We start from the raw sequence: 6,363 nt of genomic DNA, 5'->3' as shown, positions 1-6,363 counted from the left end.
TTCGGCGCTGAGGTTTCGGCGCTGAGGTTTCGGCGCTGAGGTTTCGGCGCTGAGGTTTCGGCGCTGAGGTTTCGGCGCTGAGGTTTCGGCGCTGAGGTTTCGGCGCTGAGGCTTCGGCGCTGAGGCTTCGGCACGGGGGGCAAGATGGCGAGATCCACGCTGGCGCGGCTTGTGGCACTGAGTGCACTTACCGATCGTTGTCCGGAAACGCCGCGCCCAGCCGCGCCATGACCTCCGGCAACGGCGTCGCGGTGCTGAGCACCGCCACCACCGTTGTCTCGGCGGTGGACGTCGACCGGAACGCCTCCCCGACCAGCGCGAACGCCCGCGCCGCACTCGCCGCGATGTCGTCCTTGCCGCCGCTGCGCAGCCACCGCCGCAGCACGTGGTTGTTGGCCGCCGCGATCGCCGCCGCCGCGACGGCCGCGCGCAGGCTCGCCGTGTCGTCGCCGCGCTCGGCGAACCGCGTCTGCAGGTAGCGCGCGAGTACGCGCTGGTACCGGTCGACCGTCGCGACTTCCTTGTCCCGCAACGAAGGCACCGTGCGGGTCAGGGTGAACCGCTTGAGCGAGACATCGAGATCCGCCGCGTAGTAGTCGAGCACCAGGCTCACCGTCTCGCAGGCCACCTCGACCGGGTCGCGCGCCGGGTCGGCGTTCTCGAACGCCTGCTCCATCTCGGTGACGATCTCGTCGTGGTTGGCGAAGAGCACGTCGTCCTTGGTGTCGAAGTACCGGAAGAACGTGCGCCGCCCCACCCCGGCCGCGGCCGCGATCTCGTCGACGGTCGTCGCCTCGTACCCGTTGGCCACGAACAGGTCCACGGCCGCCGAGGACAGCGCCCGGCGCAGCTGCCGTCGACCGGCGGGCGTCGCCCCGACCCGGGTGGCCGGCGCACGGCGCGGCGAATCCGTCATGCCCGCAGACGGTAGCAGGCCACCTTGCTAGTGGCACTGAGTGCCGTTAGACTCGCGGTCGGACCTCGGGCCCCCGTGACCACTCCCCACCAACCGGAAGGCGTCGACGATGACCCTCGACCAGCAGCTCCAGCCGATCGAGCTCGCGCCCGCCGACCGCGCCCACGACCGCTTCGACGCGTACTACGGGCGGCTTTTCGGCTGGTCGGTGCGCTGGCAGGGCAACCGGTTGTTCCTCGCGCTCGAAAACGGCCTGTGCGCCGTCACGCTGCCGAAGCTCGCCGCCGGCCCCGTCCTGCGCCACCTCGCCGCCACCGGTTGCCAGGGGCCCGCCCTGGTCCTGCCCACCCAGCACGGCCCGCGCGTCGCCCTCCTCGCCGAAACCGACGGCCTGGTCCCCCCGCGAGCCACCCTGCCCCCCGACGTCGACCTCCTCGACTGCGGCACCCTCGTGCCCCTGCCGGTCGGCCGGCAGGTGCCCGGCGTGTCCACCGAGTGGCTCACCGCGCCGGACCCACGGGAGCGCTGGCTGCCGAGCCTCAGCGCGGTGCTGGCCGGGGTCCGCATCCGCCACTGACCCGGGCCGGAGCGCACCGGGACTCCCGTGGACCCGCGGTCGCCTGACCGCCGGGTGATCGTCGTGTTGTCACTCTGGTGAAGATCCGAACACGCCCTCTCGGTACTGAAACTTCTTCAGCGCTTGTTCGCGACCTGCCGACCGAACACGTCGGCGGGCGCAACCGCACACATTGCGCGCCGTGCAAGAACTCGAACAGGCTCGTATCGACAACCGCTCAGCGACTGTTCGCCAGCTGCCCACCGAGCACATCCGCAGTCTGATCCACCAGCTCGTCCACCCCACCGACCAGGGCCTCGATCTCCGCCCACCGGCGACGATCGCGCTCGGCGTCGGGCGCCAACGCGGTGTCGACGAGCAGCAGGAGTGTGTCGATCTCGTACGCGAGGTCCGCGAGTTTGAGGAAAACCAAGTGATCCGGCGGCGCACCCGCCGCCGCGGCTCGGGCGCAGGCGGCGTGGCCCATCGTGCGACAGACGGCCTGCAGCCGGGCCCGGATCTCCTCCTTGCGAGCCCCCGCTCGCGGAACACCGGTGCGGATGTTCCAGGCCACCGAGAGCAGGCAGCGGCCGGCGTCGTCGAGGGAGGTGTTCATCACCGGGCGAGTCTGGTGCAGGCGCACCGGCCGTGGGGCCGCTCAGCCGTTCGACACGCGAAGGCCACCGGATCGAGTGAACGGACTGTCCTTTGTGGACAACAAGACGAAAACCACCATCACGCGATGGCGTGGTCCTCCTCGACCGGCACCGTGATCACTTCGACACCGTGGTCGCGCATGGCCTTGCGGTGGCGGTCGGGCAGCCGGTCGTCGGTCACGAACACGTCGACGTCCTCGAGCGAGCACGCGCGGACCATCGCCGAGAGCTCGAACTTGCGGGAGTCGGCAGCGACGCCGTGACCACCTGCAGACGCCCGCCGTCGGGCAGGAGCTTCGCCACCTCGTGCGTCGTGGTGCCCGCGTCGAACGCGACCGCGCCGGTCTCGGGCAGCAACTCCGGGACCTTGCGAGCGATCGCGCGCTTCGCGTCACCGTCACGCCTGGTGCGGGCGTGGAAGTCCGTGCCGCCGATCGCCGCCGCGGGCAACATGGTGACGCCGCCGTGCACGCTGCGCAGGCGCCCCTCGGGTGGCGCTCGGCCGGTGTTCCCCCGTGGTGCGAAGTTGCCAATCCGGCCAACAGTAGGCCGACCCGCACAGCACTTAACCGTTGCTACCCGGCCATTCGGCCGTGACTGTGGGCGGATTGGCGATGATCGGCAGAGTACCATTCCGATCATGGATGACTTCGCGGTCCAGCTGAAGCTGCGGGGACTGCGGAACACAGCCCAGCGCCGCGCGGTGCTCGGCGCCGTGCGCGAGCACCCGCACACCACCGCCGCCGAAATCGCCGCCCACGTCGAGGCCGGTACGGGCGGCCTCTCGCGGCAAGGGCTCTACAACGTGCTCGACGACCTCGTCGGCGTCGGCCTCCTGCGCACCCTCGAACCGGCCGGCTCCCCCGCCCGCTTCGAACTCGACCGCCACGACGGCCACCACCACCTCGTCTGCCGCCGCTGCGGCCGCATCGAGGACGTGACGGGCGCCGTGGACGCGTCCCCGTGCCTGCACCCGCCGACCGCCCCGGACTTCACGATCGACGCGGCCGAGGTCACGTGGTGGGGCTTGTGCGCCGATTGCGTCGCGGGGGCGTAGTCGGTCTCGGGTTGCTCGCCGCAATTCCCGGCGGCTGCAAGCGCCTTCGCGCCCCAGTCGAGGGGATTCGGACGCACGTACGCGGTTCAGCTGTCGCAGCCGGATCGCGGGTAGCTCAGCGCCGGTGATCGACTCAGCAGCGACCGGGGCTCGGCGGCCGCAACCAGCCCACCTGCGAGGGCGGCTCGGCGGCCGCAACGGGCTCGGGGTTGCAGCCGATGGGGCGCTTGCAGGTCGAAGACCTCCCTTGAGGCTTCGCGAATCGCAGGCGACTCAGCGGTCGCCGGCGGCTCGGCCGCCGCGGTCGAGTCGGCGCTTACGGGTTCTCGGCGTTCCCTGAATCCTCGACAATCCCAGGCAGCTCGGTGGCCGGCGGCTGCTCGGGAGTCGCCGTTTCGTCGACGGTGAGGGTGAGCAGGCGGATCATCGCCTCGACCGGCAGGCGGCTTTCGTCGGCGTGGTCGAGGAAGGAAAGCACGCGCAGGCCTTCGGGGGTGAGCGCCGAGGTGTCGTCGCCGAGGTGGGCGCTGGCGGCTTCGAGCGTGCCGAGGCCGGCGTTGTGGTGGGCGTCGCGGATGGCGTTGCGCAGGACGGCGAGCTCGGCGGACGACGGGCCGCGTTTCTCGGCGCGCAGGCGTTGTGCGATGCGCACCACCTGAGGTGACCTCGCCGCCACGGACTGGCGGGCGGCGAAGGACGCCACCATCCGAGGGGTCGAACGCGGGTTCGGCGGGGGCACCGGGGTGGCGGGCGCGGGGGCGCCTTCCACGCGCAGGCTGTCGAGCGCCGCGGCTCGGCGTTGTTCGCTTTCGCGCAGGCGCGTGAGCGGACTCTTTCGTCGCGAGGCCGCGAACGCACGCGCCTCGTCGCGCGCCCGCTCCCCCGCCTCGGTCATGCGCGGGCGCCTGCGGCCCGTGCCGTCGGCCGCGGCCTGGCGGCGGTTGTTCTCGAACCAGGCCTCGAACGACTGTCCCCTTCGCGGCGGCTCGTGAACCTGGGTCATCGCGGCCTGCGCGGTGTCGTCGAACCAGCCCTGCAGCCGCGAACGCAGGAAGCCGCCGGGGCGTTCGCCGGACTGGCGGGGGCGCTGGCGGCTGCCGTCGGGCAGGGTGCTGAGCGCGATCAGCAGCGCGTCGGGGCAGTAACCGCAGCTGTACCAGAACTCGAGCTGACGCTCGACGTCCTCACGCTCGTCGCGCGTCAGCGTCTCCGTCACCCAGCCCATGCGCCGGAACAGGACACCGGTCGCCTGCGCGCGTTCGTGCGCGTCGCTCGGGATCACCGTCGACGGCCACGCCCGGTCCGACATCCGCACCATCCGCCACCTCCTGCGACGACGGTACGGCGCCCGCCGCCACGCCCTTCACCCGACACGCCGCGACCGTGTTCGCCGCCACGATCACCCCGATCACCACCCACGACAGCACGTCGAGCCGCTGGTGGAGCACCACTTCACCGACCAGGGCGGCCGGCACCGGGTTCACGCCCGAACAGGCTCGATTTTTCGCTTGACCGGTCAGCGCCGCACCCGCACGCCGGAGCGCGACGCCACCGAGGCTTACGCGAGGCGCCGGACGCGCGCAGGGCCGCTTCGAGGCCGGGCCGGTCGTCGCGACCCGGGCTGGCCTGCCACTGTGGACGGTCACCTTTTCGGGCGTAAGCACCGCGCAAGGGAAGACATCGCCGGTTTCGCGCGAGATGCTCCATTTCGGACATTCACGAACAGGAAGGGGCGTTTCATGAGGAATCTCCGGGTCGCCCTGGTGGCCGCGCCGTTGCTCGCCGCGAGTCTGGTCGTCGCGCCGGCCCCGGCGTCCGCCGCGCCGGCCGTGACGGATCTCGACTGCGGGGTCTTCGCGTGCAGCTGGGTGTTCAGCAAGGGAACCACGAAGCTGATCGCCGAGGGCGCACCGGCGATCCGCGTCTGCAAGAACATTCCGACGCCGGGCAATCTCGCCTGCGGCGTCGCGATCGCCGCGCTGGTCGTGACCGCGCGGAAGGCCCGCAGCGAGGGCAAGTGCGCGAAGATCACCTGGACCAAGACACCGCCGCCGCCCCTGGGCACGTGGTGGCCGTCGGTCGAGGGCGGCAAGCGCTGCAAGTAGGTTCCCTCCGGTCGTCGGCGTTGGGCCAACACCCGCCGGCCGGGGAGGTGCGGGGCCGTCCCGTCCACTGTGGACGCGTGGACGGCCCCGCGAAACATTTCCGGGTCCGGTGAGGTCGTTCGCGGGGCGAATTATCACCGTTGACGCCGTTGCGCGAGGTCGGTCATGATGTGGTGGTACAGCACCAACCGAGACACCACTGATCAAACACCACTGATCAAAACAACACTGATCAAGGAGCGACGAAAATGTCCGGCAGCGAAGAGCGCATGCTGTGCCCGGGGTGCTTGCGCACCGTGGGCGATGCTTGGCGCCTGCCGTTCGCCGCCGAGGAACCAGGCTCCACGCCGTGACGCACCCGGTGCGTCGCAGCTGGGAGCCGCCCGTCGGGAAGACCGATCAGGGCGGCTTTTTCGTTCTCCGTGATGTTCTTGTGACATTTCCCGTCCCTTTCCGACCGCGTGCCTGAACGGCCAGGGAACCGCCTGCAAAGCGGGTCAAACCGGTTCGACTCCGGTCGTGGTCTCCACCCGAGCGAAAATCGAAAAGGAGGTGCCCGCCGCCATGGGTGTCCTGGTCCTCAACGCCGGCTACGAGCCCCTGCACACCGTTTCGGTCCCCCACGCGATCCGGATGCTCGTGCGGCACGTCGCGGTCGTCCACGAGAGCGACGGCGCCGACCTGGGTGTCTTCCCGCGGCCCAAGGTCGTGCGGCTGCTGCGCTACGTCGTGATGAAGTGGCGTTATTCCGGCCCGCCCCGCTGGTCCCGCCGCGGTGTGCTGCAGCGAGACGGCTACACCTGCGCCTACTGCGGCCGCCACGCGACCACGGTCGACCACATCGTCCCGACCTCGCGCGGCGGCGAACGCACCAGCTGGCTCAACACCGTGGCCGCGTGCGGTGGCACGGCCCGCAGCTGCAACGCCCGCAAGGCCGACCGCACCCCCGCCGAGGCCGGGCTGAAGCTGCGGTTCACCCCGCACGTGCCCACGTGGGACCACCTGCACCCGCTGCGCTGAACGTCCACATGCGACACCTGTCCGCGGCCCCGGCTCGGCGCTAGGCTGGTTCC

General features: G+C 71.0%; 9 protein-coding genes and 1 tRNA gene. 5 read left to right on the top strand and 5 right to left on the bottom strand.

What is annotated here, in order from left to right:
* Positions 1-187: 187 nt before the first annotated feature.
* Positions 188-916: a TetR family transcriptional regulator gene (locus tag ACWEOE_RS22890; protein WP_452012333.1), complete on the bottom strand. Its 729-nt coding sequence runs from the start codon at positions 914-916 to the stop codon at positions 188-190.
* Between the two features lie 109 nt (positions 917-1,025).
* Here ACWEOE_RS22890 and ACWEOE_RS22885 point away from each other — a divergent pair, with 109 nt between their 5' ends.
* Complete coding sequence (locus ACWEOE_RS22885; RefSeq protein ID WP_452012332.1) at positions 1,026-1,493, top strand: hypothetical protein; 468 nt, start codon at positions 1,026-1,028, stop codon at positions 1,491-1,493.
* A 217-nt stretch (positions 1,494-1,710) separates the two neighbouring features.
* Here the strand turns inward: ACWEOE_RS22885 and ACWEOE_RS22880 are convergent, their stop codons facing one another.
* The 3 genes from ACWEOE_RS22880 to ACWEOE_RS22870 form a co-directional block, all read right to left on the bottom strand.
* On the bottom strand, positions 1,711-2,088 hold the full coding sequence (locus tag ACWEOE_RS22880; RefSeq protein WP_452012408.1) for a hypothetical protein: 378 nt from the start codon (positions 2,086-2,088) through the stop codon (positions 1,711-1,713).
* A gap of 119 nt (positions 2,089-2,207) precedes the next feature.
* The gene (locus tag ACWEOE_RS22875) at positions 2,208-2,348 is read right to left on the bottom strand and encodes a hypothetical protein (protein WP_452012411.1); all 141 of its coding nucleotides are present in this window, start codon (positions 2,346-2,348) and stop codon (positions 2,208-2,210) included.
* Positions 2,306-2,581 carry a hypothetical protein gene (locus ACWEOE_RS22870; protein ID WP_452012406.1) on the bottom strand — a complete coding sequence of 92 codons (276 nt, stop codon included), beginning with the start codon at positions 2,579-2,581 and terminating at the stop codon, positions 2,306-2,308. Before ACWEOE_RS22870 ends, ACWEOE_RS22875 begins: the two co-directional genes overlap by 43 nt.
* Before the next feature lie 187 nt (positions 2,582-2,768).
* On the opposite strand from ACWEOE_RS22870, the gene ACWEOE_RS22865 reads away from it, so the two are divergent.
* Positions 2,769-3,185: a Fur family transcriptional regulator gene (locus tag ACWEOE_RS22865; RefSeq protein WP_452012331.1), complete on the top strand. Its 417-nt coding sequence runs from the start codon at positions 2,769-2,771 to the stop codon at positions 3,183-3,185.
* A 316-nt stretch (positions 3,186-3,501) separates the two neighbouring features.
* Here the strand turns inward: ACWEOE_RS22865 and ACWEOE_RS22860 are convergent, their stop codons facing one another.
* Positions 3,502-4,503: a hypothetical protein gene (locus ACWEOE_RS22860; protein ID WP_452012329.1), complete on the bottom strand. Its 1,002-nt coding sequence runs from the start codon at positions 4,501-4,503 to the stop codon at positions 3,502-3,504.
* Positions 4,504-4,924: 421 nt separating this feature from the next.
* Here ACWEOE_RS22860 and ACWEOE_RS22855 point away from each other — a divergent pair, with 421 nt between their 5' ends.
* The 3 genes from ACWEOE_RS22855 (at position 4,925) to ACWEOE_RS22845 (ending at position 6,310) form a co-directional block, all read left to right on the top strand.
* Positions 4,925-5,290 carry a hypothetical protein gene (locus ACWEOE_RS22855; protein ID WP_452012328.1) on the top strand — a complete coding sequence of 122 codons (366 nt, stop codon included), beginning with the start codon at positions 4,925-4,927 and terminating at the stop codon, positions 5,288-5,290.
* Positions 5,291-5,745: 455 nt separating this feature from the next.
* Positions 5,746-5,819 (top strand) — tRNA-Cys (locus ACWEOE_RS22850).
* A 35-nt stretch (positions 5,820-5,854) separates the two neighbouring features.
* Positions 5,855-6,310 carry an HNH endonuclease gene (locus ACWEOE_RS22845; RefSeq protein WP_452012327.1) on the top strand — a complete coding sequence of 152 codons (456 nt, stop codon included), beginning with the start codon at positions 5,855-5,857 and terminating at the stop codon, positions 6,308-6,310.
* Positions 6,311-6,363: the final 53 nt, after the last annotated feature.

The organism is Amycolatopsis sp. NPDC004368 (genome assembly GCF_053602515.1).
This window is presented reverse-complemented; position numbering and strand designations above follow the sequence as displayed.

Bases quoted from the DNA above. Each gene is read 5' to 3' on its own strand.
- ACWEOE_RS22890 (WP_452012333.1), bottom strand. From the start codon at position 916: ATGACGGATTCGCCGCGCCGTGCGCCGGCCACCCGGGTCGGGGCGACG.
- ACWEOE_RS22885 (WP_452012332.1), top strand. From the start codon at position 1,026: ATGACCCTCGACCAGCAGCTCCAGCCGATCGAGCTCGCGCCCGCCGAC.
- ACWEOE_RS22880 (WP_452012408.1), bottom strand. From the start codon at position 2,088: ATGAACACCTCCCTCGACGACGCCGGCCGCTGCCTGCTCTCGGTGGCC.
- ACWEOE_RS22875 (WP_452012411.1), bottom strand. From the start codon at position 2,348: ATGGTCCGCGCGTGCTCGCTCGAGGACGTCGACGTGTTCGTGACCGAC.
- ACWEOE_RS22870 (WP_452012406.1), bottom strand. From the start codon at position 2,581: ATGTTGCCCGCGGCGGCGATCGGCGGCACGGACTTCCACGCCCGCACC.
- ACWEOE_RS22865 (WP_452012331.1), top strand. From the start codon at position 2,769: ATGGATGACTTCGCGGTCCAGCTGAAGCTGCGGGGACTGCGGAACACA.
- ACWEOE_RS22860 (WP_452012329.1), bottom strand. From the start codon at position 4,503: ATGGTGCGGATGTCGGACCGGGCGTGGCCGTCGACGGTGATCCCGAGC.
- ACWEOE_RS22855 (WP_452012328.1), top strand. From the start codon at position 4,925: ATGAGGAATCTCCGGGTCGCCCTGGTGGCCGCGCCGTTGCTCGCCGCG.
- ACWEOE_RS22845 (WP_452012327.1), top strand. From the start codon at position 5,855: ATGGGTGTCCTGGTCCTCAACGCCGGCTACGAGCCCCTGCACACCGTT.